At 71.9% G+C, this 26,004-nt stretch carries 28 protein-coding genes and 2 pseudogenes; 16 read left to right on the top strand and 14 right to left on the bottom strand.

All coding sequences use genetic code 11. From position 1 onward, the window contains the following. Window positions 1-9: 9 nt before the first annotated feature. From AB0I69_RS35270 to AB0I69_RS35280, 3 genes are all read right to left on the bottom strand, one after another. Window positions 10-906: a L,D-transpeptidase family protein gene (locus AB0I69_RS35270; RefSeq protein WP_363099800.1), complete on the bottom strand. Its 897-nt coding sequence runs from the start codon at window positions 904-906 to the stop codon at window positions 10-12. A gap of 96 nt (window positions 907-1,002) precedes the next feature. Then, window positions 1,003-2,448, bottom strand: coding sequence for an NAD(P)H-hydrate dehydratase (locus tag AB0I69_RS35275; RefSeq protein ID WP_363099801.1), 1,446 nt, complete (start codon window positions 2,446-2,448; stop codon window positions 1,003-1,005). Window positions 2,449-2,530: 82 nt separating this feature from the next. Further along, a complete protein-coding gene (locus AB0I69_RS35280; protein WP_363099802.1) occupies window positions 2,531-2,902 on the bottom strand; it encodes a holo-ACP synthase in 372 nt (123 codons plus the stop codon). Between the two features lie 193 nt (window positions 2,903-3,095). On the opposite strand from AB0I69_RS35280, the gene AB0I69_RS35285 reads away from it, so the two are divergent. After that, on the top strand, window positions 3,096-3,290 hold the full coding sequence (locus AB0I69_RS35285; protein ID WP_363099803.1) for a hypothetical protein: 195 nt from the start codon (window positions 3,096-3,098) through the stop codon (window positions 3,288-3,290). On the opposite strand, the gene AB0I69_RS35290 is transcribed toward AB0I69_RS35285, so the two are convergent. The 6 genes from AB0I69_RS35290 to hutU all read right to left on the bottom strand — a co-directional run bounded on the left by AB0I69_RS35290 (window position 3,265) and on the right by hutU (window position 9,645). Then, the gene (locus AB0I69_RS35290) at window positions 3,265-3,672 is read right to left on the bottom strand and encodes a hypothetical protein (RefSeq protein WP_363099804.1); all 408 of its coding nucleotides are present in this window, start codon (window positions 3,670-3,672) and stop codon (window positions 3,265-3,267) included. The genes AB0I69_RS35285 and AB0I69_RS35290 overlap by 26 nt on opposite strands. An 88-nt stretch (window positions 3,673-3,760) precedes the next feature. After that, the gene (locus AB0I69_RS35295; RefSeq protein ID WP_363099805.1) at window positions 3,761-4,240 is read right to left on the bottom strand and encodes a hypothetical protein; all 480 of its coding nucleotides are present in this window, start codon (window positions 4,238-4,240) and stop codon (window positions 3,761-3,763) included. Then, window positions 4,213-5,388: an imidazolonepropionase gene (gene hutI, locus AB0I69_RS35300; protein WP_363099806.1), complete on the bottom strand. Its 1,176-nt coding sequence runs from the start codon at window positions 5,386-5,388 to the stop codon at window positions 4,213-4,215. Before hutI ends, AB0I69_RS35295 begins: the two co-directional genes overlap by 28 nt. Window positions 5,389-5,423: 35 nt before the next feature. Continuing rightward, window positions 5,424-6,770 carry a formimidoylglutamate deiminase gene (locus AB0I69_RS35305; protein ID WP_363099807.1) on the bottom strand — a complete coding sequence of 449 codons (1,347 nt, stop codon included), beginning with the start codon at window positions 6,768-6,770 and terminating at the stop codon, window positions 5,424-5,426. Then, on the bottom strand, window positions 6,767-7,984 hold the full coding sequence (locus AB0I69_RS35310; RefSeq protein ID WP_363099808.1) for an allantoate amidohydrolase: 1,218 nt from the start codon (window positions 7,982-7,984) through the stop codon (window positions 6,767-6,769). The genes AB0I69_RS35305 and AB0I69_RS35310 overlap by 4 nt, the downstream gene beginning before the upstream one ends. Then, window positions 7,981-9,645 (bottom strand): urocanate hydratase, encoded by a 1,665-nt coding sequence (gene hutU / locus AB0I69_RS35315; protein WP_363099809.1) that lies wholly within the window; start codon window positions 9,643-9,645, stop codon window positions 7,981-7,983. Before hutU ends, AB0I69_RS35310 begins: the two co-directional genes overlap by 4 nt. A gap of 164 nt (window positions 9,646-9,809) precedes the next feature. On the opposite strand from hutU, the gene AB0I69_RS35320 reads away from it, so the two are divergent. From AB0I69_RS35320 to AB0I69_RS35340, 5 genes are all read left to right on the top strand, one after another. Further along, a complete protein-coding gene (locus tag AB0I69_RS35320) occupies window positions 9,810-11,213 on the top strand; it encodes a diaminopimelate decarboxylase (RefSeq protein ID WP_363099810.1) in 1,404 nt (467 codons plus the stop codon). A 169-nt stretch (window positions 11,214-11,382) separates the two neighbouring features. After that, the gene (locus AB0I69_RS35325) at window positions 11,383-11,781 is read left to right on the top strand and encodes a hypothetical protein (RefSeq protein ID WP_363099811.1); all 399 of its coding nucleotides are present in this window, start codon (window positions 11,383-11,385) and stop codon (window positions 11,779-11,781) included. Continuing rightward, window positions 11,778-12,596 carry a transcriptional regulator gene (locus AB0I69_RS35330; protein WP_363099812.1) on the top strand — a complete coding sequence of 273 codons (819 nt, stop codon included), beginning with the start codon at window positions 11,778-11,780 and terminating at the stop codon, window positions 12,594-12,596. Before AB0I69_RS35325 ends, AB0I69_RS35330 begins: the two co-directional genes overlap by 4 nt. Before the next feature lie 34 nt (window positions 12,597-12,630). Beyond that, a complete protein-coding gene (locus AB0I69_RS35335) occupies window positions 12,631-13,155 on the top strand; it encodes a roadblock/LC7 domain-containing protein (protein WP_363099813.1) in 525 nt (174 codons plus the stop codon). Window positions 13,156-13,177: 22 nt separating this feature from the next. Next, entirely contained in the window at window positions 13,178-13,552 is a 375-nt protein-coding gene (locus AB0I69_RS35340; RefSeq protein WP_363099814.1) for a hypothetical protein, read from the top strand. An 8-nt stretch (window positions 13,553-13,560) separates the two neighbouring features. Here AB0I69_RS35340 and AB0I69_RS35345 read toward each other — a convergent pair whose 3' ends face one another. Then, window positions 13,561-14,154 (bottom strand): hypothetical protein, encoded by a 594-nt coding sequence (locus tag AB0I69_RS35345; RefSeq protein WP_363099815.1) that lies wholly within the window; start codon window positions 14,152-14,154, stop codon window positions 13,561-13,563. 116 nt (window positions 14,155-14,270) lie between these two features. Further along, a complete protein-coding gene (locus AB0I69_RS35350; RefSeq protein WP_363099816.1) occupies window positions 14,271-14,804 on the bottom strand; it encodes a PadR family transcriptional regulator in 534 nt (177 codons plus the stop codon). 126 nt (window positions 14,805-14,930) lie between these two features. Between AB0I69_RS35350 and AB0I69_RS35355 the strand changes: the two genes are divergently transcribed. Continuing rightward, window positions 14,931-15,482 carry a hypothetical protein gene (locus AB0I69_RS35355; protein ID WP_363099817.1) on the top strand — a complete coding sequence of 184 codons (552 nt, stop codon included), beginning with the start codon at window positions 14,931-14,933 and terminating at the stop codon, window positions 15,480-15,482. Then, a complete protein-coding gene (locus AB0I69_RS35360; RefSeq protein ID WP_363099818.1) occupies window positions 15,479-16,120 on the top strand; it encodes a TMEM175 family protein in 642 nt (213 codons plus the stop codon). Before AB0I69_RS35355 ends, AB0I69_RS35360 begins: the two co-directional genes overlap by 4 nt. Before the next feature lie 81 nt (window positions 16,121-16,201). Here the strand turns inward: AB0I69_RS35360 and AB0I69_RS35365 are convergent, their stop codons facing one another. Continuing rightward, a complete protein-coding gene (locus AB0I69_RS35365; protein ID WP_363099928.1) occupies window positions 16,202-17,044 on the bottom strand; it encodes a MurR/RpiR family transcriptional regulator in 843 nt (280 codons plus the stop codon). 38 nt (window positions 17,045-17,082) lie between these two features. Beyond that, window positions 17,083-19,017 (bottom strand): aromatic amino acid lyase, encoded by a 1,935-nt coding sequence (locus AB0I69_RS35370; RefSeq protein WP_363099819.1) that lies wholly within the window; start codon window positions 19,015-19,017, stop codon window positions 17,083-17,085. 157 nt (window positions 19,018-19,174) lie between these two features. Here AB0I69_RS35370 and AB0I69_RS35375 point away from each other — a divergent pair, with 157 nt between their 5' ends. From AB0I69_RS35375 to AB0I69_RS35405, 7 genes are all read left to right on the top strand, one after another. Then, window positions 19,175-20,218 carry an ATP-binding cassette domain-containing protein gene (locus AB0I69_RS35375; RefSeq protein ID WP_363099820.1) on the top strand — a complete coding sequence of 348 codons (1,044 nt, stop codon included), beginning with the start codon at window positions 19,175-19,177 and terminating at the stop codon, window positions 20,216-20,218. Next, entirely contained in the window at window positions 20,215-20,856 is a 642-nt protein-coding gene (locus AB0I69_RS35380) for an ABC transporter permease (RefSeq protein ID WP_317885650.1), read from the top strand. Before AB0I69_RS35375 ends, AB0I69_RS35380 begins: the two co-directional genes overlap by 4 nt. Next, the gene (locus AB0I69_RS35385; protein ID WP_363099929.1) at window positions 20,856-21,518 is read left to right on the top strand and encodes an ABC transporter permease; all 663 of its coding nucleotides are present in this window, start codon (window positions 20,856-20,858) and stop codon (window positions 21,516-21,518) included. The genes AB0I69_RS35380 and AB0I69_RS35385 overlap by 1 nt, the downstream gene beginning before the upstream one ends. A 19-nt stretch (window positions 21,519-21,537) precedes the next feature. Next, window positions 21,538-22,473 (top strand): ABC transporter substrate-binding protein, encoded by a 936-nt coding sequence (locus AB0I69_RS35390; RefSeq protein ID WP_363099821.1) that lies wholly within the window; start codon window positions 21,538-21,540, stop codon window positions 22,471-22,473. 109 nt (window positions 22,474-22,582) lie between these two features. Beyond that, on the top strand, window positions 22,583-23,251 hold the full coding sequence (locus AB0I69_RS35395) for a carbonic anhydrase (RefSeq protein ID WP_363099822.1): 669 nt from the start codon (window positions 22,583-22,585) through the stop codon (window positions 23,249-23,251). 68 nt (window positions 23,252-23,319) lie between these two features. Beyond that, window positions 23,320-24,921 (top strand): SulP family inorganic anion transporter, encoded by a 1,602-nt coding sequence (locus AB0I69_RS35400; protein ID WP_363099823.1) that lies wholly within the window; start codon window positions 23,320-23,322, stop codon window positions 24,919-24,921. A gap of 19 nt (window positions 24,922-24,940) precedes the next feature. After that, window positions 24,941-25,369, top strand: a complete 429-nt coding sequence (locus AB0I69_RS35405) for a hypothetical protein (RefSeq protein WP_363099930.1) — start codon at window positions 24,941-24,943, stop codon at window positions 25,367-25,369. Window positions 25,370-25,378: 9 nt separating this feature from the next. Here the strand turns inward: AB0I69_RS35405 and AB0I69_RS35410 are convergent. Then, a pseudogene (locus AB0I69_RS35410) lies at window positions 25,379-25,486 on the bottom strand (short-chain dehydrogenase); the annotation flags it as partial. Between AB0I69_RS35410 and AB0I69_RS35415 the strand changes: the two are divergent. Beyond that, a pseudogene (locus AB0I69_RS35415) lies at window positions 25,487-25,824 on the top strand (transcriptional regulator); the annotation flags it as partial. It abuts the pseudogene before it with no gap. Window positions 25,825-26,004 lie beyond the last annotated feature (180 nt).

Raw genomic sequence — 26,004 nt, forward strand, 5'->3', positions numbered from 1 at the left:
GAAGCCCGCCTAGTTTCCGGGCCGGTGCCCCCAGACGTACACGCGGTCGCCCTTCTTGAGGACGTTCCACAGCTTGCGGGCGTCGGCCAGCCGCAGGTTGACGCAGCCCCAGGAGCCGGTGGTGGTGTAGATGCTGCCGTAGACGGCGTGGAAGGCGATGCCGCCGTCGAAGAACTGGGCATACGGCATAGGGCTGTTGTAGAGCGTGGACCAGTGGTTCTTGTGCTTCCAGTAGATCTTGTGCCAGCCGCCCCGGGTCACGTGCCCGGTGCGCCCGCTGCGCATCGGAACCGGCCCGAAGACGACCTTCTTCCCCTTCTGCACCCAGGTGAGCTGCCGGTCGAGATCGACGCAGGCGACGCGGTACGAGCGGACGGGGCACTTCCCGGCGGCGTTCGGGTTCTTCTTCGCCGCGAGCAACTGCATGCGCGCCCAGGTGACGGGTCCCGCGAAGCCGATCGCGGGCTTGATGCCCTGCTTCTTTTGAAAGGCCCGGATGGCCTTGCAGTCGGCGCCCGACTGCTTTCCGTCCACCTTCAGTCGGAGCCACCGCTCCACGCCCCGCTGATACGGCCCGGTCTGCTTGCTGCACGTCACCTTCGCGACGGCGTCCCCGATCGGCACGTACTCGACGAGCGCGTACGTCCCCATCGCGGCGTCCCGCGGTTCGACCCGGTCCTCCTCGGCGGTCGGCGTGTACACCTTCGGTGCGAGGGCCTGGTCGGGCGTGTCGATCTGCCAGGGCTGATACGGCCCCGGCGGCACCCCCGGCACGAGTTCGGTCTCCGCGGGCCCCGGCGCCGGCGGCACCGGCTCTGCCCAGGCGTTCCCGGTCCCGACGGGGAGGGTGATCAACGCGGTGAGCAGCACCGCGATGCTTCTGTGCGCGATTCGTGTACTGATCATGCGATCAGAGAAACGCGACGGTACGACAGCGGACGGGTGCCGCGCGGAGGGGTCACCCTTATTGACGAGCGGGCCCGCCCTCAGCGCGCGGACCGGTCAGTCCCGCACATCCCGCACATCCCGCCAGGCGACCCGCACCGCCTCCGCCACGTCATGCGCCCCCACTGGCGCCCCGTCCGCCGCCAGCCGCCCCGCCAGGCCGTGCAGATACGCCCCGACGCTCCCCGCGTCGAACGCCGACAGCCCCGCCGCCAGCAACGACCCCGCGAGGCCCGACAACACGTCCCCGCTCCCCGCCGTGGCCAGCCAGCCCGTGCCCGTCGGATTCACCCGCACCGCCCCTCCCCCCGAGTCGGCGACGAGCGTGGTCGACCCCTTGAGCAGCACGGTCGCCCCGTACCGCCCCGCCAACTCCCGTACGGACGTCAGCCGGGCCCTCTCGACCTCCTCCCGCGGCACCCCTAGCAGCGCGGCGGCCTCCCCCGCGTGCGGAGTCATCAGCGTCGGCGCCCTGCGGGCCCGTACGGCATCGGGATCGGCCAGCCGCAGCCCGTCCGCGTCGATGAGCACCGGCACATCAGCGGTCACCACCTCCGCCACGGTCGCGGCGTCGTCGCCCGCCCCCGGCCCGACGACCCACGCCTGCACCCGCCCCGCCTTCCGTGGCCCCCGGTCCGACACCAGGGCCTCCGGGAAACGGGCGATCACGGCATCCGCGGCCGGCCCGACGTACCGTACGGCCCCCGCCCCGCCCCTCAGCGCCCCCGCGACGGCGAGCACGGCCGCGCCCGGATACCGTCCGGACCCGGCGGCGATGCCCACGACTCCGCGCCGGTACTTGTCGCTCTCGGCCCCCGGCACGGGCAACAACCGCGCCACGTCCGCGTGTTGCAGGGCCTCCAGCGCGGGCTCGTCGGGCAGTTCGGCCCCGAGCCCGATGTCGACGAGGCGTACGGAACCGGCGTACTCGCGCGCGGGATCGATCAGCAGCCCCGGCTTGTGGGTCCCGAAGGTGACGGTGACATCGGCCCGCACGGCCGCCCCCCGCACCTCCCCGGTGTCCGCCTCGACCCCGCTCGGCAGGTCGACGGCGACGACGACACCCCGGGAGTCCCCGGCGAGGGCCGCCAACCGCGCGGCATCCGGACGCAACCCGCCCTTCCCCCCGATCCCGACGATCCCGTCCAGGACGAGATCGGCGCGCAGGACCGGCCCCTCGGCGTCCTGCGGCGCGACGGTACGACCGCCCGCCCGCAGCAGCGCCGCGAGACCGCCGGCGTGGGTGCGGTCGGGCGCGAGCAGCACCGCCGTGACGCCCGCCCCGCGCCGCGCCAGCCGCGCCCCCGCGTACAGGGCGTCGCCGCCGTTGTCCCCGCTCCCCACCAGCAGCACGACCCGGCTGCCGTAGACCCGCCCGAGCAACTGGGCGCAGGCGACGGCCAGTCCGGCCGCGGCGCGCTGCATGAGCGTGCCCTCGGGAAGCCGCGCCATCAGCCCCTGTTCGGCCGCTCTTACCGTCTCCACGCTGTACGCAGTACGCATGCCGTCGAGTCTGCCCCGGAAGGGACGGGCACCGCACCCGGGCGCCGGACGGAACCCGCAGCCGTCGCAGTCCCGGCCCCCGTCACCCCTCCGCGATCACCACCGCCGAAGCCACCCCCGCGTCGTGGCTCAACGAGACGTGCCACGACCGGACGCCCAGTTCGGCGGCCCGTGCCGCGACCGTCCCCGTCACCCGCAGCCGCGGCTGCCCACTGTCCTCGACGTACACCTCGGCATCCGTCCAGTGCAGCCCGGCCGGGGCGCCCAACGCCTTCGCCAGGGCCTCCTTCGCGGCGAAGCGAGCAGCGAGGGAGGCGGACCCCCGGCGCTCGCCACTCGGCAGCAGCAACTCGCTGTCCAGGAACAGGCGTCGGGCCATCCCCGGCGTACGCGCCAGGGACGCCGCGAACCGGTCGATCTCGGCCACGTCGATACCAACCCCGATGATGCTCATGCCGAGCACCCTACGACCGTGTCCTCCCCTGTCCCGACCGCCACAGAGGGCTGCCGGCCTGCGGCGACACCAGCGGTGGCCAGTCGTACGCCGCCCGGCGCCGTCCCATCGGCTCGGGGCCGGTCGTAGGGGTGGGGGTTCGGGCCTTCGTCGAGGGGCTACGGTCCCCAACACCCCTTGCCCTTATGGGCAGATGGCGCGCGTCTCCGGCGCGGAGTCGCTGCCCCGCCTCTCCGGCGAACTGCCGCTGGACCGGCAGCCCATCAAGCCCTTGTTCCCGCTCGCTCTGGGCCTGGAGCATCGACAACACCGGCTGGGCCGCGACCCGGCGGGCGGGAGATCCGGCCGGGTCGCGGGCCCGGTCAGGCGGCGTCGAGGGCTCCGGTGATCTTGCGGGTCATCTCGGCCAGGGCGGGGCCGGACCCGTTCTTGTCGGCCCGGGCGCCTGCTTCGATCGCGACCAGGACGGTGCTGCGGAAGTTGTCGGCCTCGGCCGGATCCTGCTTCCTGAGCAGGCCCATCGCCGCGGTCAGGGCCGGCAGCACGTGGTCGGCGATCTCGGCCACGGACTTGCCGTTCAGGCCCGCGATCTTCGATTTCTCGGCGAGCACGTACCCGACCGGACCGGTCGCGGAGGCCAGCGCGATGCTTCCGTGGGTGGCGATCCGGTGCGGCGAGCCTGCGGCACCGGCGGCGGCCATGAGCGAGACGGCGCCGTACGCGGCGGTCCGCAGGGCGAGCTTGTCCTGGTCGGTGAGGGTGATGGCCATGGTGGGGTGCTCCTCGGTTCGGGCGTGGCCCCCGGGCCGGGGGCTCGTATCGCCTTCGTTCTGGAACAGACCCTGCGCGCACCCGGTTTCACGCCGCCTTCACCACGCTTTCAGCGGACCGGCGAACAGCGGTCTCCGCAGGCCAGAGCGCCGGAATCGCGACGTCGGACTCCTGTCGGGGCTGTCGGTCCGATGTCGGCGGCTTGTCGGCGGGGGCTGGAACCTTGCGACTCACGTGCTTCTTCACGCACCGCACGTTTTGACGCACCGCGCGTTCCATGACGATCGGAGAGACCATGCCCGCCAGGCCCACCGCGCTCCCGGTACCCGTCGCCACCCGGACGCGCAGATGTCCCTCGGCACCGTCGAGGTGGACAGCCGTACCGACATCACCTACGCGACCGTCGAACTGCCCGGCGGGGAGCAGCGCGACCTGAAGGGCGCCCACCACGGCGACGTCGCGTTCCTCGGACGCCCGAACACCGGACGGCGGCGCCGTACGGACGTACCTGCTGGTGCGGGCGCGGGCGGCGGTGCCGGTCAGACCGTCCGCGTTCCCCGCCGCCACACCCCGCTGACCAACGGCACCCCCGGCCGGTACGCCAGGTGCACATGGCTGGGCGCGTCCAGCAGGATCAGGTCGGCGCGGGACCCCGGCGCGAGCCGCCCCACGTCGTCGCGCCGCAGCGCCGCCGCACCGCCCGCCGTGGCCGCCCACACCGCCTCGTCCGGAGTCATCCCCATGTCCCGCACCGCGAGCGCGATGCAGAAGGGCACGGAGGACGTGAAGGACGAACCCGGATTGCAGTCCGTCGACAACGCGACGGTGACGCCCGCGTCCAGGAGCCGCCGTGCGTCCGGCCACTGGGCCCGCGTCGAGAACTCGGCACCGGGAAGCAGCGTCGCGACCGTACGACCACTCGCGAGCGCGTCCACGTCCGCGTCCGTGAGATGCGTGCAGTGGTCCGCGCTCGCCGCGTCCAGTTCTACGGCGAGTTGGACGCCGGGGCCGTAGGAGAGCTGGTTGGCGTGGATGCGCGGGTGCAGGCCCTTCGCCCTGCCCGCCGTGAGGATCGCGCGGGCCTGGTCGCCGTCGAAGGCGCCCTTCTCGCAGAACACGTCGATCCAACGGGCGTGCGGGGCGCAGGCGTCGAGCATCTCGCCGGTGACCAGGGACACGTATGCGGCCGGGTCGTCGGCGTAGTCCGGCGAGACGATGTGCGCGCCGAGGTACGTCACCTCGTCCGTGTGCGCGGCGGCGATGCGCAGGGCGCGGGACTCGTCGGCGACCGTCAGGCCGTAGCCGGACTTCGTCTCGAACGTCGTCGTGCCCTGGCGCAGGGCCTCGTCCAGGTAACGGGTGAGGTTCGCCTCCAGTTCCGCGTCGCTCGCCGCGCGCGTCGCCGCGACCGTCGTACGGATGCCGCCCGCGCTGTAAGCACGCCCGGACATCCGGGCGTTGAACTCCTGCGTGCGGTCGCCCGCGAAGACGAGGTGCGAGTGGGAGTCCACGAAGCCGGGCAGGACCGCCCTCCCACCGGCGTCGACCCGATTGTCAGTGGCGGGTGCTTTGCTTGATTCACCGGTCCACGCGATGCGGTCGCCGTCGATGACGACGGCCGCGTCCTGGATCAGACCGAGGGGAGATCCGTCACCGAGGGAGGGGTCGTTGGTGACCAGCGTGGCGATGTTGGTGATGACAGTGCTGCTGCTCATCGTGTCCTCGTGGATGCGGGGGTCGGCGATCGGTTCTACGCGCGCAAGGCTTCGACGGCTGCGGCGAGCGTCTGCGGCACATCCGGCACGAGCGCGTGCGCCCCGTCGCGTACGACGTGCCGCCCGCCCACGACCGTGTGCCGTACGTCCGCTGCCGTCGCCGCGAATACGGCCGTCTCGGCGCCGAGCCTGGGCACCGGGCCCGCTGTCCTGACCGAGTCGAGCGCGATCGTCGTGAAGTCGGCGAGGGCACCTGCCACGATGCTGCCCGCTTCGTCCCAGCCCAGGGCCGCGTGGCCGTCGGCGGAAGCCGCGCGGAGCAGGGCCGCGGCCGTCCAGTGACCCCGGGTGCGGGTGCGCAGGCGCTCGTTCAGCTCCATCGCCCGGGCCTCTTCGAGCAGGTCGATGACGGCGTGGCTGTCGGAGCCGAGGGAGAGCGGTGAGCCCGCTCGCTGGAGGGCTACGGCGGGGCCGATGCCGTCGGCCAGGTCGCGTTCGGTGGTGGGGCACATGCAGGTGCCCGTCCCGGTCGAGCCCAGTAGCGCGATGTCCTCGTCCGTGAGGTGCGTGTTGTGCACGCCCGTGGTGCGCGGGCCCAACACTCCGTGATCGGCGAGGAGTCGGGTCGGCGTGCAGTCGTGGGCGGTCCGGCAGGCGTCGTTCTCGGCGGTCTGCTCGGACAGGTGGACGTGGAGCGGGGCCCGCCGCTCCTCGGACCAGCGGGCCACCGTCGCCAACTCCCGTGCGGGCACGGCCCGTACGGAGTGGATGGCGGCACCGATCCTCGCGTGATCCCGTTCCTTGAGAAGTGAACAGCGTTCCGCCCAGGCGTCCGCGCTTCCGTCGGAGAAGCGGAGCTGGTGGTGGTTGGGGGGCTGTCCGAAGCCGGAGGAGAGGTAGGCGGTGTCGAGGAGGGTGATGCGGACACCGGCTTCGGAGGCGGCGGCGATGAGGGCCTCGCCCATGGCGTTGGGGTCGGCGTACGGGGTGCCGCCGTGCGCGTGGTGCACGTAGTGGAACTCGCCGACCGCCGTGATCCCGGCCAGCGCCATCTCGGCGTACACCGCGCGGGCCAGTGCGTGATAGGTGTCCGGGGTCAGCTGGTCGGCGAAGGAGTACATGAGCTCCCGCCAGGTCCAGAAGGTGCCGGAGCCCACCTGGACGGTGCCGCGCAGGGCGCGGTGGAAGGCGTGGCTGTGGGCGTTGGCGAGCCCGGGGAGGGTGAGTCCGCGCAGGATCTCGGCGCCGGGGGGTGGGGTGGCGACTCCGGTGCGGACGGCGGTGATACGGCCGTCCGCTACGTCCAGGGCCACGCCCGGCTCGACGTTGGTGTCGAGCCAGGCGTGTTCCAGCCAGTACGTCCGCGTGGTGGGGTGCGTCACCTGCAGGCCAGCCCTTCCAGTACGTCGGCGAGTGCGGTCACCCCGGCCACGCAGTCGTCCTCGGCCGCGAACTCGGCCGGTGAGTGCGAGACGCCCGTGGGGTTGCGCACGAACAGCATGGCGGTCGGGATGCTCCCGGAGAGGATTCCGGCGTCGTGTCCTGCACCGGTGCCGAGGACGGGGACGGTCAGCTCCGTCTCCTTCCCCAGGACGCGGGCGAGTTCATCACGCAGGGTGTGGTCGAACTCGACGACGGGGGTGAAGGACTCCCGGACGACGTCGAGGTCGACGCCGTGCGCCTCCGCGTACTCGCGGGCCGCCTTCTCGACGCCGGTGACCACCGTGTCCAGGGTGTCCTGGTCGGCGGCGCGGGAGTCGAGCCAGCCGCGCACCAGGGAGGGGATGGCGTTGACGCCGTTCGGTTCGACGGCGATCTTCCCGAACGTGGCGACGGCACCCGCGAGTTGGGCCTCGCGGCGGGCGGCGAGCACGGTCTCGGCGTACGACAGCATGGGGTCCCGCCGGTCCACCAGCCTCGTCGTACCGGCGTGGTTGGCCTCGCCCCGGAAGTCGAACCGCCACCGCCCGTGCGGCCAGATGGCGCTGGCGATGCCGACCCGGTCGCCGGACAGGTCGAGGGCACGGCCCTGTTCGACGTGCAGCTCGACGAACGCGCCGATGCGGGCGAGTCGTTCGGGATCGGGGCCGATGGCGTCGGCGTCGTACCCGGCGGCTGCCATGGCCTGCGGCAGCGTGACCCCGTCGCCGTCGGTGAGCCGGTGCGCCTGCTCGACGGTGAGCTGCCCGGCGGTCAACCGCGACCCGACACAGGCGAGCCCGAAGCGGGCGCCCTCCTCGTCACCGAAGTTCACGATGGCGAGCGGCCTGGTGAACTGCGCTCCCCTGCCCCGCAGTTCGTCGAGCGCGGCGAAGGACGACACGACTCCGAGGGGACCGTCGAAGGCCCCACCGTCGGGTACCGAGTCGAGGTGCGACCCGGTGACGACGGCGTCCCCGGCGGCGGGATCACCCAGCCAGGCCCACTGGTTGCCGTTGCGGTCGAGCTCGTAGCTCAGCCCGCGCGCCTTGGCCTGCTCCTCGAACCAGGCCCGGCATTCGGCTTCGGCACCGGTCCAGGCGTAGCGGCGGTAGCCGCCGGAGGCGGAGTCACGGCCGATCGGCAGCAACTCCGCCCACATGCTGTGGAAGGTCACGCGTCTCCACCCTCGCGCATCGGCACCCGCACACCCCGCTCGTCCGCGACCCGCTCCGCGATGTCGTACCCGGCGTCGACGTGCCGGATGACGCCCATGCCGGGGTCGTTGGTCAGTACCCGGCGGATCTTCTCGCCGGCGAGAGCCGTGCCGTCGGCCACCGTCACCTGGCCCGCGTGGATGGAGCGGCCCATGCCGACGCCGCCGCCGTGGTGGATGGAGACCCAGGACGCACCGGAGGCGACGTTCACCATCGCGTTCAGGAGGGGCCAGTCGGCGATCGCGTCGGAGCCGTCGAGCATGGCCTCGGTCTCGCGGTACGGGGAGGCGACGGAGCCGGAGTCCAGGTGGTCGCGGCCGATGACCAGCGGGGCGGCCAGCTCGCCGGAGGCCACCATGTCGTTGAAGCGCTCGCCGGCCTTGTCGCGTTCGCCGTAGCCGAGCCAGCAGATGCGGGCGGGCAGGCCCTGGAAGTGGACGCGTTCGCCCGCCATCTTGATCCAGCGGTGCAGGGACTCGTTCTCCGGGAAGAGGTCGAGGATCGCCTTGTCCGTCTTGTGGATGTCGGAGGCCTCGCCGGACAGGGCGGCCCAGCGGAAGGGGCCCTTACCTTCGGAGAACAGGGGGCGGATGTAGGCGGGGACGAAGCCGGGGAAGGCGAACGCCCGCTCGTACCCGGCGAGTTGGGCCTCGCCGCGGATCGAGTTGCCGTAGTCGAAGACCTCGGCGCCGGCGTCCATGAAGCCGACCATCGCCTCGACGTGCTTGGCCATGGACTCGCGGGCGCGGGCGGTGAAGCCCGCCGGGTCCTTGGTCGCGGCGTCGGCCATGTCGTCGAAGTCGATGCCGATCGGCAGGTAGGCGAGGGGGTCGTGGGCCGAGGTCTGGTCGGTCACGATGTCGATGGGGGCGCCCTCGGCGAGCATCTGCGGGAACAGTTCGGCGGCGTTGCCGAGGAGGCCGATGGAGAGCGGGCGGCGGGCGTCGCGGGCCTCGACGGCGAGCTGGAGGGCGTGCGCGAGCGAGTCCGCGCGGACGTCGAGGTAGCGGTGCTCGATGCGGCGTTCGATGGCGCGCGGGTCTACGTCGATGCAGATCGCGACGCCGTCGTTCATGGTCACGGCGAGGGGCTGGGCGCCGCCCATGCCGCCGAGGCCGGCGGTGAGGGTGATGGTCCCGGCGAGGGTGCCGTTGAACTTCTTCGCGGCGACGGCGGAGAAGGTCTCGTAGGTGCCCTGGAGGATGCCCTGGGTGCCGATGTAGATCCAGGAACCGGCGGTCATCTGGCCGTACATGGTGAGTCCGAGGGCCTCCAGGCGCCGGAACTCCTCCCAGTTCGCCCAGTCGCCGACGAGGTTGGAGTTGGCGATGAGGACGCGCGGCGCCCACTCGTGGGTCTGCATCACGCCGACGGGGCGGCCGGACTGGACGAGCATCGTCTCGTCCTGCTTGAGGGTGCGCAGGGTGCGGACCATGGCGTCGAAGGAGCGCCAGTCGCGGGCGGCCTTGCCGGTGCCGCCGTAGACGACGAGCTTGTCGGGGTGTTCGGCGACCTCGGGGTCCAGGTTGTTCTGCAGCATCCGCAGGGCGGCTTCCTGCTGCCATCCCAGGGCGCTCAGTTCCGTACCGCGCGGTGCTCGTACGGGGCGGGGTCCTGACATGGTCTGCCTCCTAGCGGACTGCTCTCAGCGGATTTCCTACTACAGCTATTCACATCCTGGCTTCGTGAATAGAACTAGTCAATACATGGCGGCGTCCTTGTGGGCAGGCTCTGAGTGTTTGGCTGGATGTAACGACCACGGGCAACGACATGACGGGGGCTGCAGTGAACGACGAAAACCAGGGTCACACGGACGGCACCGATCCCGACATCCGTCCCGGCGCCGAGCGCACCGCCCGCCGGGACCAAGCCGTACGAGCCGCCGTGGAGCAGGGGCTGCTGGGGCCGGGCTCCCCGATCGTCGCGTTGCTGGACGTCACCGGCATCCGGGAGTCGGCGGCGACGCTGCGCGCGGCGTTCGACGCGGTGACGGCGCCGGGGACGCCGGTGCTGCACGCGTTCGCGGTGAAGGCGTGCCCGCTCGTGCCGGTGCTGCGGCTGCTGCACGAGGAGGGCATCGGCGCGGAGGTGGCGAGCCCCGGTGAGCTGGCCCTCGCGCGGGCGGCGGGCGTACGGCCGGAGCGGACGGTGCTGGACGCGCCCGCGAAGACTCCGGCGGAGCTGCGGGAGGCGCTGGCGCTGGGGATCGCGGTGAACGCCGACAATCCGCAGGAGTTGGACAGGATCGACGGGCTGATGCGGTCGGCCGGCAGTCGTTCCCCGCTCGGGATCCGGGTCAATCCGCAGATCGGCGGCGGGTCGATCGCCGCGCTCTCCACGGCTACGGCTACCTCGAAGTTCGGGGTGCCGTTGCGGGACGAGGGGGCGCGCGAGTGGGTGGTGCGGGCGTATGCGGAGCGGCCGTGGCTGAGCCGGCTGCACGCGCACATCGGGTCGCAGGGCATCCCGCTGGAGCTGCTGGCGCGGGGCGTCGCGGAGACGTACCGGCTGGCGGAGGAGATCAACGCGCGGCTCGGGCGGCGGCAGATCGACACGCTCGACATCGGCGGCGGCCTCTCGGTGAACTTCGGTTCGGACGCGACGGCCCCGACGTACGCGCGGTACGCGCGGCTGCTGAAGGAGGCGGTGCCGGGGCTGTTCGACGGGCGGTACGGGCTGGTGACCGAGTTCGGGCGGTCGCTGCTGGCCAAGCAGGGGACGGTGGTGGCCCGGGTCGAGTACGCGAAGAGCGCGGGCGGGCGGCCGATCGCGATCACGCACGCGGGCGTGCAGGTGGCGACGCGGACGGTGTACGCGCCGCAGTCGTGGCCGCTGCGGATCGCCGCCTACGACGGGAAGGGGCGGCCCAAGTCGGGGGCGGACGTGGTGCAGGACGTCGCCGGGCCCGCGTGCTTCGCGGGGGATCTGCTGGCCGAGGGGCAGGCGTTGCCCCTGCTGGAGCAGGGGGACTACGCGGCGGCGCTGGACACCGGGGCGTACTACTTCGCGGCGCACTACGCCTACAACTCCCTTGCCAGGCCCGGGGTTTACGGCTTCGTGCCGGACGGATCGGGGGGTGTGGCGTTCGCGACCGTGCGGAAGCCGCAGACGGTGGCGGAGATCGTGGCCGAATCCGGCGGGGCGCACGCAGCCTCGCTCACCACCCTGCGCGCACCCGGGCGCCGTTGACGCACCCCTACGGGTATGCGGTTGAACTGGTGTGAAAACGGGGTCAGTTGACCCACCTTAGTCACTCGGGGCATGTTCCACTGGAAAATGCCAGATCCCTCACTCCTCGGCCACACGGTGCGTAGCTTCGTCGTCACTCAGCCGAACCGCAGGCGGGAGGGGAGCCACGGTGCCCGGAATCGACGAGTGCTTACTGGAGGCCATGCGACTGCCCGGTGCCCGGGGCGCCGCGCTGGTCGACTGGACGAGCGGGCTGGCCCTGGGCGTCGTAGGAGAGTCGCCCGGGGGTGACCAGGAGGCCAGTGCGGCCGAGGCCGCGGAGCTGGCGCGGCTGGCGGCCGAGCACCGGGCGTTCGCGTCCGTCGGGGAGGACGGTGAGGCGGCCGACGATCCTCCGCTGGAGGATCTGATCGTCAGCAACCGGGACAGCTATCACGTGCTGCGGTTCGTGCGGACGTCGTTCGACAGCAGTGTGTTCCTGCATCTGTGGCTGGCGCGCACGGAGGGCAATCTCGCGCTGGCCCGTATCCGGCTCGGCGAGATGGCCGGACGGCTGGTGCTGGGATGACCGCGGTCAGGACCACGCACACCACCCCGCCGCCGCGGCTGCCCGTGCGGGACAAGGCCGCCGCCGGTGACCGGGCCTGGGGCGGGGTCTCGCCGATGCTGACGAGGCTGGCCGCCGAGGAGGCCACCGGTGTCCTCGTCCGGGAGCGGGGCAGCCTCCATCTCGTCGACGGCCGGGTGGTGCACGCCGAGAGCCCCTCCGCCCCCGGCCTGGACCTGCTCCTCACCGCGCACGGCACCCTGCGCGCCGAGGCGTGGGAGGCCGCCGCGAGAGCGACCGACGACCGGCATGCCACCACCCGACTCCTGCTGGACGGCGGCCTGTTGAGCTCGGGCGCGCTGGAACTGTGCCATCTCGGGGCGCTGTACGACGCGGCGTACTTCGTGCTGGCGCCGAGCAGCACCCCGGGCCGTTTCCGGTACGGGGTCAGGCATCAGCTCGGCTCGGTGCGGCCGGTTCCGGTGGCCGCACTGGAGCGCGAGACGCTGCGCCGCCGCGATCTGCTGCACCGCGTCTGGCCGGACGCGGCGACGGACGGCGCGTCGCTGGTGCGGGCCGACCCCGTCGCGCCCCCGCCGATCACGTCCCGGCAGGCCGCGGTGCTGGCCATGGTGGACGGCGTCCGCACGGCGACGGACATCGCGCGGGCGCTGGGCCGGCGGGCGTTCCCCACCCTGGTGGACGTCCGGCGGCTGGTGTCGGCGGGCCTCGTGTCGCCCCGGCCGCCCGCGCCCGCCACCGAGGCCCTGCCCGACGTCACCGATCCCGACATCACATTGCTGAAGAGGCTCAGGGATGCGCTGGAGGCCCTTTGAGTGGCAGCGAGCACGCGCCGAGAGGAGAGAGCCGATGGCCTCCGAGGCAGAGATCCTCGACGAGCTGCGCCGGTTGAGAGCCCGTGTGCCCCAGCTGACCGGGGCGCTGGCGGCGGGCGTCGACGGTCTCGTCCTGGCTCAGGACACCCCGGGCGTCGAGCCGGAGCGGGTGGCCGCGCTCACCGTGACGGCGCTGGGCGTGGCCGTACGGATGGCGGACGCGACCGGGCAGGGGGACTTCCGCGAGCTGATCGTGCGCGGGGTCTACGGCTATGTCGCGACCTACGCGGCGGGCCGCGGTGCCGTGCTGACCGTGCTCGCCCAGGACCGCGTCAACGTCGGCCGGCTGCTGCTGGAGGGCCGCCGCGCGGGGGCCCGGATCGGAGAGCTGGTCGATGCCGAGGCGGCGGTCACGGTCGAGGCCGCCGCCGTGACCGAGGAGCAGGCCGACGCGGTGCCCGCCAAGGCGCCCACCAAGACCACCACGGCACGAACGAGAACAGCGCGCGCACCACGCACCACCGCAACCACCAACGCGCGCACCACCACGGAAAGTTGAACGGAACCAAAGGAGCACTGTCATGGCCAACACCGAAACCTCGCTCAAAGAGGCGCTGACCTCCATCGAGGGAGCGACCGGCGTCGCGCTCGTCGACTACACCAGCGGTATGGCGCTCGGCACGATGGGCGGCAGCAAGACCTTCGACCTCGGGGTCGCCGCCGCCGGGAACACCGATGTCGTGCGCTCGAAGATGCGCACGATGGAGCACCTCGGCCTGAAGGGCGACATCGAGGACATCCTGATCACGCTGTCGAACCAGTACCACCTGATCCGCCTGATCAAGGGACGCGGCGGCAACGGCCTCTTCCTGTACCTGGTCCTGGACTCCAGCCGGGCCAACCTGGCGATGGCCCGTCACCAGTTGAAGAAGATCGAGGCGGATCTGGAGGTGTAAGTACGCGGCTACGCGAAGACGTCGCTGCGGCGGCGCGCCCCGCCCGGGGTCGCGTCGCCCGCGGCGATGCCGGTGGAGCGGTAGCCATTGACCGGCTTGCCGGCGGGGGCGCCGTGCCGCTTGTCCAGCCAGTCGACCCGGATCCACAGCAGTACGTCGTCGTCCCGCTCGCGGCGACCCAGCCAGGCGGCCTTCAGGCGCAGCCCCGCACCGGCCCCGGCGAGCAGCATGCCGCCCGCCGCCGGCACGGCGAACCCGCTGCCCAGCGCGAGCGCGAAGGCGAGGACGAGCCACCAGCGGTGCGCGCGGCGCCAGTTCCGTACGCTCACCGCGCGGTCCTGGAGCACGTCGTGCTTGCCGGCCCGGGCCGCACCGCGCGCGAGGGCGGTGTAGCGCTTGCGGCGCGCGTACGACACCACGATCGCCGCGATGATGAACAGGGCGGCCCCGGCCATCACCCCGATCCGGCGCCCGGTGATGCCGGGCAGCAGTACTCCGACTCCCGCCGCCAGCACCCCGAACCACCACAGCGGGGCGGCTCCGGCCCGTACGACGACTGCCACTCGGGCCAGCCCCTGGACTCTGCGATCTCCGCGTGCCACGTTCTGCCTCCTGGTCGTCCCGGCACAGTTCCGTCGGGCCGGGAGACTAGTGAGCGAACGTGAGACGAGTCTGAGAACGGGCTTTTTCGCCCTTGCCCCGGTTCAGGAGGGGCGGTTCAGGAGGGGGTGTCCAGGCGCTCGGTCAGCTCTCCGGCGGCCCAGCGGGCCCACTGCTCGGCGGTGTCGGAGCCTCGCAGGCCGTATTCGAGCATGAGCCAGCCGCAGACCTGGACGGGGTCGCCCACCCACTCCGCGTTGTCGCGGATGGCCTCCATCGCCGTGAGCCGCGCGTGGTTGTGGTCGGCGAACTTCTCCAGGTACGCGGCACCCTCGCCACGCTTCAGGGTCCACAGGAAGAAGACGCGAAGCAGTGCGGCGCTGCGGAAGGCGAGGTCGAGGTCGGGTTCGGTGAGCCAGCGGCGCAGTTCGGCGCGTCCGGCGTCGGTGATGCCGTACTCGCGGCGCTGGCGGGCGCCGGTGCCGGTGATCTCGATCAGACCGTTCTCGTCGAGCTTGGCCAGCTCGCTGTAGACCTGGCTCTTCTGGGCGGGCCACACGGCCGACAGCCCCTCGTCGAACCGCTTGAGCAGGTCGTATCCACTGGCGGGCTGCTCGGACAGGAGCCCGAGGAGGGCGTGGGGCAGGCTCATGGCCTCACCCTACCGTCCGGACTTTCACTAATCATGGTTGGACGGTCGAGAGTTAGACGGTCATACTTCGACCGTCCAATATTGGACTCCCCGGTTTGGCTCTTTGACTCGTGGAGGAAAACACCGGTGAACTACGTCCGCGGTTTCGCACCCTGGCTGTGTTACGCGGCCCTGAGCCCGGTCGACTGGCGACTGGGCACGGGCGCCGCCGCACTGGCCGCGCTCTGGCTGCTCGCCGGACAGCTCCGCGCCCGCAGTGTCGACCTGTTAGGCGCTGCCACCTGCGCCTTCTTCGTGGTCATGGCCGTCGTCGCGGCGGCGGACCCGGCGTCGGGGCTGCGGAACTGGATCTGCGCGCTGGCGAACGCCACCCTGGCGGCCACGGCTCTCGCCTCCCTCGCCGTGCGCCGCCCCTTCACCCTGGCCTTCGCCCGGGCCGAGGTGGCGCCGGAGTTCTGGCACGCGCCCCGGTTCATCCGGGTCAACATGGTCCTGACGGCGATATGGGCAGCCGCGTTCACCCTCGGCGCGCTCGCCTGCGCCTTCGTGGTCCGCTTCGCGAACTCCGCGACCGCGCCGCTGGTCACCGTCCAAGTCCTGGCGTTCGTCGTCCCGTTCGCCCTCTCCGGCCGCTACGCCGCCCGAGCAAAGGCCTCGGCCGGACAGGCGATGGCATGAGCACGCACGACGGAACGACCGAGCCGGCCGAGAGGATCGAACCGGCGAGTCCGGAGCGGCTGATCTACTTCTCGGACGCGGTGGTGGCCATCGCCATCACACTGCTGGCCCTGGAACTGCCGGTCCCGGGCGCGGACGTGCACGGCGACTCGGGCGTGCAGCACTTCCTGCGCGAGCACCTGACGGAGTACTTCGCGTTCCTCGTCAGCTTCGCGGCGATCGCCATGCAGTGGATGCTCCACCAGCGCCTCTTCCGGTACGTGACCGGCCTGTCCGGCGGGGCCATCCGCTGGAACCTGCTGTGGCTGCTGCTGATCGTCGTCACGCCGTTCACGACGAAACTGCTGACCAGCGAGGCGGACGCGTTCCGGATCCAGTTCATCGTGTACGCGGCCGGCCAGGCCCTGACCAGCCTGTCCTTCAGGCTGGCCTTCGCCGACCTGCGCAGGTCGGGGATGCTGCGCCCGGACGCCCCACGCGGGGTGATCACGGACACCCTGGCATGGGTGGACGCGACGATCGTGACCTTCACCGTCTCGATCCCCGTCGCACTGGTCACGCACTGGGCATCCCTGTGCTGGGCACTGCTGCCGGTGACACAGAAGGTGACCCAGAAGATCCTGCGCCGCGTCACCTGACGGGAAGGGGCCGCCCGGAAACCACAACCCGGGCGGCCCCGACGTAGAAGCACACACGCATACGCGGGACCGGACGCCCCGTCATTCCACGAACAGCCCCCGCGCCGCCGCCCGCGCGTCGAACTGCTCCAGCCTGGCCTGCGCGTCCGGCAGGTCGTCGCACATCGCCTCCAGCAGCACCCGCCCGAGCAGCATCGGCGCGCACGCCGTGTCGAAGGCGAGCCCGGTGCCCACGGCGGCCGGGATCAGCAGGTCGGACACCTTGGCGACGGGCGCGAACGCCGAGTCCGCGACGGTGACGACGGTCAGGCCCGCCTCCCTCGCGTAGGCCAACGTGTCCACGACCTCGCGCGGGTGCCGGGGCAGCGCGAAGCACAGCAGGGCGGTGGCACCGGCCCGTACCGCCGCGTCGATCCGGTCGTGGATCATCGTGCCGCCCTCGTTGAGCAGCCGTACGTCCGGATGGACCTTCGCGGCGAAGTACGCGAAGCCGTACGCCTGGGAGGCCGCCGCGCGCAGCCCGAGGACGGGCAGCGGACGCGAGGCGGCGAGCAGGCGACCGGCCTTCGCGACCGGCCGGGGATCGGCCAGTATCTCCGCGAGGTGCTTGAGATTCTCGATCTCGGCCTCTACGGCCTGCTGGTACTCGTTGTACGACGCCGTGTCCGGGGCCGACTCGGCGGGCGTGACCTCGCGGAGGTGTTTGCGCAGCGCCGGGTAGCCGTCGAAGCCGAGGGCGACCGCGAAGCGGGTCACGGAGGGCTGGCTGACGCCGGCCAGTTCGGCGAGTTCGACGCTGGAGAGGAACGGTACGTCGGCGGCGCGCCGCACCATGCTGTGCGCGATGCGCCGCTGGGTCGGCGTGAGCCGGTGCCCCTCGAAGAGCGCCTGCAGCCGGGCGGCCGGGCTGTCGGTCACACCCATACTCCTGTCCACGCTCCCCTCCACAATCCCGTCCGCGCTCATGACGTGCTCCCCCTCCAGATCTCGGTGAACCGGTCCAGCAGTCCGGCAGCCGCCGCCACATCGTCCGTGAGCGGCCGGTCCGCCGTCTCGTCGTCGAGCACCGATTCGGCCAGCTCCAGCGCGCGGCCGACCGGAAGTTCCGGGTCGGGCCGCAGGTCGCGCTGACGCAACGCCCGTACGGCGGCGACCAGTTCGCAGCCGACGACGAGACGGTACGCGCGGCAGGCGCGCAGTGTCTGACGTGCGGCGAGCGAGGCGAAGCTGGCCTGTTCCTCGACGCCCCGGGAGAGTACAGCGTGCCCGAGCGAGGCGGGAGCCGAGAACGCGCGCAGGTCGCCGAGGGCGGCTGCGGCGGCGTACTCCAGGATCATGATGCCGGAGGAGGCGGGTTCCTGGTCGGCGAGGAAGGGCTTGAGGCGGGTGAACGCGGGCTCGTTGAGCGAGGAGAGCCGTGATGTCGACAGGCGGGCCACCTGGGTGAGCGCGAGCCTGAAGTGGTCCAGGGCGAGGACGAGTTGGGCCTGGTAGAAGCCGCCGTGGTGGTAGGCGGCCATGTCCTCGACGGAGATGAAGGGGTTCTCGGCAGCCGCGTTGATCTCGATCGCGAGCACCTCCTCCAGCGCGTCCGCCGCGTCGTGCGCGGGCCCATGGATCTGCGGCAGACACCGGAAGCCGTACGGGTCCTGAATCCGCCCTAGCGGAGGAGTGGGCCGGTCGGCGGCCCCGATCAACTCCCGCATCCGCCGGGCGACTTCACTAGACCCCTGGTGCGGCCGAGCGGCGTGCACGGGCGCGGCGAACGGCTCGTGCGAACCGTCGACGGCGAGCAGCGAGAGCGCACCGACGACCTGCGTGGCCCCGATGAGCCCGCGCAACTCGTGCAGGGCGAGGGCGGATTGGCCAAGGGTGAGCGCGTTGCTGCTGATGAGCGCCAACGCGTCGTTGTTGTCGAGGGGTTGGGGCTCGGGAACTCCAGCGAGGACTCGGAACCCGGGAACTCCGTTGAGGGGAAGGGCACTTGAGGCCGGCGCGCTTCGGCTGCCAAAGCCCTCGGCGTCATCACGGCCCAGCCCCTCAGCGCCACGGCGACCGAGGCCTTCGGCATCGCGGCCGACGGAACCCCCGGCATCACGGCCGCCGGAAACCCTCGCGCCAAGGCCACCAGGCCCCTCAGCGTCATACCCCCCGAAGCCCTGCGAATCGCCGTCGCCGGGGCCTCCGGCGTCGCGCCCCCCGGAATCCCCGGCGGCGCGATCCCCGGCGTCACGGCTGCTGGACTCCCCGGCACCAGAGCCGCCGAAAGTCCCCGGGACCCGCCCGCCAGAACCCGCCCTACCCGGGCCGCCGCGACCCTCGGCATCCCGCCCGCCGAAAACCGCCCCTCCCGGCGGCCCGCCCGCATCCCCCGCGACCCGCCACGGATGCTCCCCCACCAACGCCAGCCCCACCTGAGCCAGCGCGGCGATGTCCCCCGTCCCCACCGAGCCGAACTCGTTGACGACCGGATACACCCCGTTCTCCAGCGCCTCGCACAGCGCCGTGACGACCGTCGGCCGTAGCCCGGCACCGCCCGCCAGCAGCTGGTTGGCTCGGACGGCGAGCATGGCCCGGACCTCCCGGGCCGGGAGTTCGTCGCCGATCGCGCCGGCGTGGCTGCGGAGCAGGCGCAGCCCGTGCTCGGCGGCGGCCTCCGTGGGTACGTCCTCGTTCCGGTTGGCGCCGACGCCGGTCGAGCGGCCGTAGACGCGGCCGGTCGCGGCGATCTGGCGGGCCGCGTCCCAGGAGTCGGTCGCGCGCTTCATCGCGTCGGTGCCGGGGACCGGGCGGGCGTCCCCGTCGGCGAGCCGTACGACATCGGCGACCCCGAAGCCGACGCCGTCGAGGACGACGAGGTCGGAGCTCCCGGACACCATCGCATCGGCGGTGTCCATGATCCGAGACGACATACAGCCTCAAACTCCCCTCAATCAGGACACTCGATCTTGCCTGCCGGGCATCCGTTACCTCGGATTAACGCGGAGACATTGACAAACTATTCAGACACCGAGAACTCTGCATGACGTTATACAGCCGGGCAAGGGACAACTCATGATCCAGTTCGACGCGGTCCACAAGCGCTTCCCCAACGGCACGACAGCAGTTCACGACCTCTCCCTGGAGATGCCGGAAGGCGGGGTCACCGTACTGGTCGGATCCTCCGGTTGCGGCAAGACGACCACCCTTCGGATGATCAACCGGATGATCGACCCGACCTCGGGCGTCATCAAGGTCGGCGGCAAGGACGTCACCCAGCAGGACGCGGCCGAACTGCGCCGCTCCATCGGGTACGTCATCCAGCAGTCGGGGCTCTTCCCGCACCGCACGGTGCTGGACAACATCGCCACCGTGCCGCTCCTGCTCGGCCACGGGAGGAAGAAGGCGCGGGCCCGCGCCGCCGAACTCCTGGAGACCGTCGGCCTCGCCGCCGACGCCGGGAAGCGCTACCCGCACCAGCTCTCCGGCGGCCAGCAGCAGCGCGTCGGCGTGGCCCGCGCGCTAGCCGCCGACCCGCCGGTGCTGCTGATGGACGAGCCCTTCGGCGCCGTGGACCCGGTGGTCCGCACCCAGCTCCAGGACGAACTGCTCAGGCTCCAGAAGGAGTTGAACAAGACCATCGTCTTCGTCACGCACGACATCGACGAGGCCGTACGGCTCGGCGACCGCATCGCGATCTTCCGCACCGGCGGTCACCTCGTCCAGTGCGCGGCCCCCGCCGAACTCCTCGCCCGCCCGGCCGACGACTTCGTCGCCGACTTCCTCGGCGCCGAGCGCGGCCTCAAGCTGCTCTCGCTGAAGACCCTCGCCGAGGTCCCGCAGGGCCCGGCCCCCGAGGGCGGCACCTGGACCCTGGTCGTGGACGAGGCGCGCAAGCCCCTCCACTGGGCGGCCAAAGCCACGGACGGCGCCGAGATCCCCGTACGACCGCTCCGCGACGGCGACTCCCTCCTCGCTGCCCTCAACGAGTCCGTCGCCTCCCCGAACGGCCTGATCGCCCGCGTCGACGCGGCCGGTGTCCTCACCGGCGTCTCGTCCCGCGACGACATCCACATCCACGCGGGCCAGGCGCACGCCGAGGCAAGGGTCGCGGCATGACGATCGACTGGTCGTGGATAGGCGACCACACCGACGACCTCACCAGCCTCACGCTCTCGCACCTCCAGGCCGCGATGAGCGCCGTCTTCTTCGGCCTGCTGATCTCGCTCCCGCTGGCGGTAGTGGCCCACCGGGTCCGCCCGCTCCGCGGCTTCCTGCTCGGCCTGTCGAACGTCCTCTTCACGATCCCGTCGATCGCGATCTTCGTCCTTCTCCTCCCGATCAGCGGCCTCACCCGCACCACGACCGTGATCGGTCTGACGGTCTACACGCTGGTCGTGCTGCTGCGGAACACGGTCGAGGGTCTGGACTCCGTCCCCGCGAAGACGAAGGAGGCCGCGAAGGCGATGGGCACGCGCCCCCTGCGCACGCTCCTCACCGTCGAACTCCCCCTCGCGCTCCCGGTGATCATGGCCGGCGTCCGTATCGCGACCGTCATGTCGATCTCGCTCGTCTCGGTCGCGACCTACATCGGCGACGGCGGCCTCGGCCAGCTCTTCACCGACGGCTTCCAGCGCGACTTCCCGACACCGGTGATCGTGGGCGTGGTCCTCACCCTGCTGCTCGCCGTGGTCGCGGACGCGGCCCTGGTCGCCCTCCAGTACGTACTCACCCCGTGGACGAGGCGGCGAGCCTGATGTTCGAACTCTTCAAGAACCTCGGCAAGTGGCTGACCAGCGGCTCCCAGTGGGCCGGTACGGACGGCATCGCGCACCGCCTCGCCGAGCACCTCCAGTACTCGCTCCTCGCGACCCTCATCGCCGCCGCGATCGGCCTCCCGCTGGGCCTGCTGATCGGGCACACCGGCAAGGGCGCGTTCCTCGCGATCAACCTCGCGTCCTTCGGCCGCGCGCTGCCGACCGTGGGCCTGGTCGTCCTCGTCTTCCTGGCCAGCGGCCTGTCGATGTGGCCGGTGTACATCGCGCTGGTCGCCCTCGCGGTCCCGTCGATCGTGACGAACACCTACGCCGGGATGACGGCCGTGGATCCGGATGTGAAGGACGCGGCGCGCGGGCAGGGCATGCGCGGCCACCAGGTGCTGTTCCAGGTCGAGTTGCCCCTCGCGCTCCCCCTGATCATGACCGGCCTGCGCCTCGCACTGATCCAGGTGGTCTCCACGGCCACCGTCGCCGCGTACGTCTCCTTCGGGGGCCTCGGCCGCTTCGTCTTCGACGGACTCGCCCAGCGCGACCTCGTGCAGGTGCTCGGCGGGGCGGTGCTCGTCGCCGTCGTGGCCATCGTCCTGGACCTGGGCCTGTCCGCCCTCCAGCGCTTCCTCTTCCGTCACCGCACCGCCTAGGGAAACCGGGAACTCCGAAATGAACCGTCGCACCCTCCTCGGCGCCCTCGCCGGAACGGCCGTCGCCGTCCCCGTCCTGTCCTCCTGCGCGAGCGGCGTCACCTCACTCGACGGCGGGGGCTCCGCCGGCGGTGGCAGCGCCTCCAGCAAGAACGGCGTCACCATCGGCACCGCCAACTTCACCGAGAACCAGGTCCTCGGCTACCTCTACGCCGCCGCCCTCGAAGCGGCCGGCGTGAAGGTCAAGGTCCGCCCCAACCTCGGCACCCGCGAGATCGTCTTCCCCGCCCTCAAGAGCGGCGACATCGACCTCCTCCCCGAGTACCAGGGCTCCCTGCTCACCTACCTCCAGCCCAAGTCCAAGGTCGCGGAGGCGGGCGAGATGCAGAACGCCCTCACCCTCGCCCTCCCCTCCGGCCTCCAGGTCCTGCCCTACGGCATCGCCGAGGACGCGGACTGCTTCGTCGTCACCCGCGAGACCGCCAGGAAGTACGGCCTGACCTCGCTGGCCGACCTGGCGAAGCACAACGGCAAGCTGACGCTCGGCGCCTCCGCCGAGGTGAAGACCCGTCAGGTGGGCGTCGTAGGGCTGAAGGACGTGTACGGCGTGGAGTTCAAGGAGTTCAAGTCCCTTGATTCCGATGGGCCGTTGGTGAAGGGCGCGCTGAAGAAGGGCGATGTGGACGTGGCGAACCTGTTCACCACCGACACCGACATCAAGGCCAACGACTGGGTCGTCCTGACCGACCCCAAGACCCTGATCCCCAGCCAGCACATCGTCCCGCTCATCGCCGACCGAGTGGCCGACCCCACGGTCCGCAAGGCCCTCGCGAGCCTCGGCAACCTGCTCACCACGGCCCAGCTCACCGAGCTGAACCGCCAGGTGGACAAGGACAAGAAGGACCCCGAGGACGTGGCGAACACGTACGCGAAGCAGCACGGCATCACGAAGTAATGACGTGTCGATGATCTGACGAGGAATCAGCCAAGTGTCGTTAAACAGACACTTAGGGTAACGAAACACATGCGTAGGGTGACTGGACGCTCACCACCTGAGGAAACGCATGGCCTCGAACCGCAGGGCCTTCCTGACGGCCACCGCCGTCGGCGCGCTGGCCGCCGCCCCTACGACCGCCACCGCCGCCGTCGGCCCACGGCCCCACCCGACCGCCGCCCCCGCCGCACTCGCCGAACTCCTGGACGGCAACCGCCGCTACGCCACCGACCACTCCCGCCACCCGGACGAGAGCCGTCGGCTGCGCCACCAACTGGCCACCGCACAGCACCCGTTCGCGGTGATCGTCGGCTGCATCGACTCCCGGGTGCCGCCCGAGCTGATCTTCGACCAGGGCCTCGGCGACCTGTTGTGCATAAGGACGGCCGGCGAGGTCCTGGACGAGGCGGTGCTCGCGTCCATCCAGTACGGGGTGGAGGAACTGCGCATCCCCCTGGTGCTGGTGCTCGGTCACGAGCGCTGCGGCGCGGTGGCGGCGACCCTCGCACACCTGGAGACCGGCGCCCCCGTCCCCGGCCATCTCGCCCTCCTGGTGGACGAGATCGCCCCGGCCGCGCGCCGCACCCGCGCCCTGCCCGGCGACTGGGCCGAGCACACCATGAGGGCCCACACGGCCTGGGTCAGGGACGCGATCCGCGCCGACCCCGCCTTCACCTCCGCGCATGTCGTCGCCGCGCGCTTCGACCTCGACACGGGGCTCGTGTCCCTGCTGCCGTAGCCCAACTCCCCACTGCCGTAAGCCCATTGCCCTCACGCTCCCCCACGCTCCCCCACGCGAAGAAGCTCATGAACATGAACGGCGTGCTCTCCGTCCTGCCCTCCCCCGCCGACTTCCGCACCATGACCCGCGCCCCGCGCCGCGACCTCCTGTGCGGCCTCACGGTCGCGGTCGTGGCCCTCCCCCTGGCCCTCGGTTTCGGGGTGACGTCCGGTCTCGGCGCGGCCTCCGGCCTGATCACCGCGATCGTGGCGGGCTCGCTCGCCGCCCTGTTCGGCGGCTCCGCACGCCAGGTCAGCGGGCCGACCGGCGCGATGACGGTGGTCCTCGTCCCGATCGTCCACGAGTACGGCGCGAACGGCGTCCTGACGGTCGGTCTGATCTCCGGCTTCATGCTCCTGGTGCTCGCCTTCGCCCGCGCGGGGGCGGCGATGGCCTACGTCCCCGCGCCCGTGATCGCCGGTTTCACCATCGGCATCGCATGCGTGATCGGACTCCAGCAGGTGCCGTCCGCGCTCGGCGTGCCCACCCCTAGCGGTGACCAGGTCGCGGTGGTCGCGGCCCGGGCGGCCGAGGAGTTCGACGCGACCCCGCACTGGGCCGCCCTCCTGCTCGCCCTCGGCTCGGCGGCGCTGATGCTGGCCGGGGCGCGCTGGAAGCCGACGGTTCCCTTCTCCCTGGCGGCAGTTGGCGTGGCGACGGTCGTGGCCGAGGCCCTGCACCTGCACGTCACCCGCCTCGGCAGCCTCCCGTCCTCGCTCCCCGCACCCTCCCTCGCCTTCCTGGACGTCTCCCGCGTCCCGTCCCTCCTGCTCCCCGCAGCAGCGGTAGCGGCACTAGCCGCCCTGGAGTCCTTGTTGTCCGCCTCCGTCGCGGACGCGATGCGTCCCGGCGAGCGCCACGACCCCGGCAAGGAACTCTTCGGCCAGGGCATCGCCAACCTCGCGGCCCCCCTCTTCGGCGGTGTCCCGGCGACGGGCGCCATCGCCCGCACCGCCGTCAACGTCCGCACCGGCGCCACCTCCCGCCTGGCCGCGCTCGCACACGCCGTGATCCTCGCCGGGATCGTCGCCGTGGCCGCGCCGCTGGTGGGCCGTATCCCGCTGGCCGCGCTGGCCGGAGTGCTGCTCGCGACGGCGATCCGCATGGTGGAGACGGACGCGGTCCGCGCGATGGCCCGCTCGACGCACGGCGACGCCCTGGTCCTGGTCCTCACCGCGGCCGGCACCCTCGCCCTCGACCTGGTGCGCGCGGTACTGATCGGCCTCGGTGTCTCGGTCCTGCTGGCCCTGCGCGCGGCGATGCGCGGCACCCGCCTGACCCCGGCCACGACCGACGAACTCCCGGCCGCAGCGGGCACGGTGACCTACCGCTTCGACGGCCCGCTCCTCTTCGCCGCCGCCCACCGCTTCCGCCGCAGCCTCGCCGACGTCCAGGACGTGACGGCCGTGGACCTACGGCTGTCGGGGCTGACGGCGGTGGACGCGACGGGCGCGCTCGCGCTGAAGGACGCGGTGGGTGAGCTGCGCGACCGGGGTATCGAGGTCCGGATCTCCGACGTGGAGCAAGGGCATCACCGCAGGGTGCTGGAGTCGCTCGGAGTGCTCCCGGCGAACCCGACGTCCAACAGGGGGGCTATCCCCAGTGCGGCGGGCGCGGCGGCTCCCTAATCTGAGTCGCATGACGGGAATGGACGCGAACGACGTCGAACTCAAGAAGGAACTCAACGCCACCCTGCAGGCCCGCAGGGAACTCGGCGACGAGTACGAGTCGGCGCTGGTCGACTCGTTCCTGGAGAAGGTGGACCAGCGCATCGACGGCGCGGTGGAGCGCCGGGTGCGCCGGCAGATGGCCGAGCAGCAGATGGTGGTCGCACGCGGCTCGCGCGGGCCGAAGGCCACCGACTCCTGGGGCGAACGCTTCGGTTTCGGCATCGTCTCGATGGTGCTGGCGATCCCGCTGTCCGCGATCGGCGGCGGCATCGCCCATCTTCCCGGCTTCCTGGTGGCCTGGGCCGGCATCGTCGGCATCAACGCCGTCCAGGCCGCCCGCACCAACCCGGGGCTCTTCGGCGGCCGGCGCCGCAAGTCCTCCCAGGACAGCGAGTGGGAGGACTGACCGTCCCGGTCACGCCTGGCGGGTGGGCAGCACCGTGATCTGCCGCAGGTTGACGCGCCGGGCGCGGCTCGCCGCGTAGGCCACGACGTCGGCGACCTCCTCGGCGGACAGTCCGCCGCGCTGAGCGGCTTCAGCGCCATGACCGCGGCCGTCCGTAACATCCCGCGCCAGGTGTTCCTCGACCCGGCCGCACGCGACCTCTATCCCGACTGGGCCGCCGTCGCCGCCCAGGCCGTCGCGAACCTGCGGGTGAGTTCCGGCCGGCACGGTGGGCCGACCACGAGGTCAAGGAGTGCGCCTACGGTGTGAAGCGCGTCCGGCATCCCGTCACGGGCGTGCTGACCCTGCCGTACGAAACGCTGGCGGTACCGGGGGAGTCGGAGCAGACGCTGGTGGTCCACACGCCGGAGCGCCTTGCGCTGCTGGGGAGTTGGGCTTCCACGCAGGTCGGGTGACCGGGAGCCGGAAAGGGTTGTGCGCGGGGACCGCCGCACCCCCCGTTGCCGGGAGGGCGGGACGACGGCGGTCCCCGCGAGGGACGCGTGCCGGGTCAGGGCCGGGCGTGCGCGTCCAAGGCGTCGGTGGAGGTCCGGGAGCCGCTCCGGAGGTCCGTGACGCCGTTTTTGTGTCGGCGA

The organism is Streptomyces sp. NPDC050508 (assembly GCF_040655155.1).
In the GTDB taxonomy this organism is placed as follows: Bacteria; Actinomycetota; Actinomycetes; order Streptomycetales; family Streptomycetaceae; genus Streptomyces.